1 protein-coding gene is annotated in these 543 nt (G+C 34.3%); it reads left to right on the top strand.

Annotated elements, in window-relative coordinates; translation table 11 throughout:
* Positions 1-76: 76 nt before the first annotated feature.
* Positions 77-451 carry a hypothetical protein gene (locus tag PVK70_RS18905; protein WP_207216430.1) on the top strand — a complete coding sequence of 125 codons (375 nt, stop codon included), beginning with the start codon at positions 77-79 and terminating at the stop codon, positions 449-451.
* Positions 452-543 lie beyond the last annotated feature (92 nt).

The following is a 543-nucleotide window of genomic DNA, read 5'->3' as shown; positions in this document are numbered from 1 at the left end:
GGTTAATTCAGGTCGGTTTGCATAGTAATAAACGTGTTATGCCAGCGTTATATTTTCTAATCAAATTATGAGTTCTATGAATCAAAACCTTTCAATTGGTGAAAGCCTATTTAGTATGATTGTAATATTTTGTGAGAATTATATGGATACATCTTTAGTTGTTTCAATTTTAGCTCTTATTGCTGCGGCTTTATCAGCTTTATATTCAAGATGGTCAGTGAGGCAAGCTGTAAAGGCAAATGATATTGGCCGACTAAATGCTCTTCTTGCTTTTAGAGTTCATTATCTACAATTAATGGAACACCAGCAGAAATTGGCTGAAACATTGAATCATTCATCAAGCGGAATGGAAGCAGTACGGACTAAGCACGCAGAGCTTGACGAAAAACTACGAGAAGTTAACTTTCAAATAAATGAATACCATACAAAAGTAGTAAATAAGAAAATATAACAAATGCATCAACACGATTTGCTACATTCGGCGTTGTCAGTTTGTCTTTAGTTTCAGTGATTAAGGCAGTAAAATTCAGCTTGGTTTGCATA

Origin of the sequence: Aliivibrio sp. A6, assembly GCF_028765505.1 — a bacterium.
GTDB lineage: Bacteria > Pseudomonadota > Gammaproteobacteria > Enterobacterales > Vibrionaceae > Aliivibrio > Aliivibrio finisterrensis_A.
The sequence above is the reverse complement of the archived record's forward strand: the minus strand, read 5'-3'. Positions and strand labels throughout refer to the sequence as shown.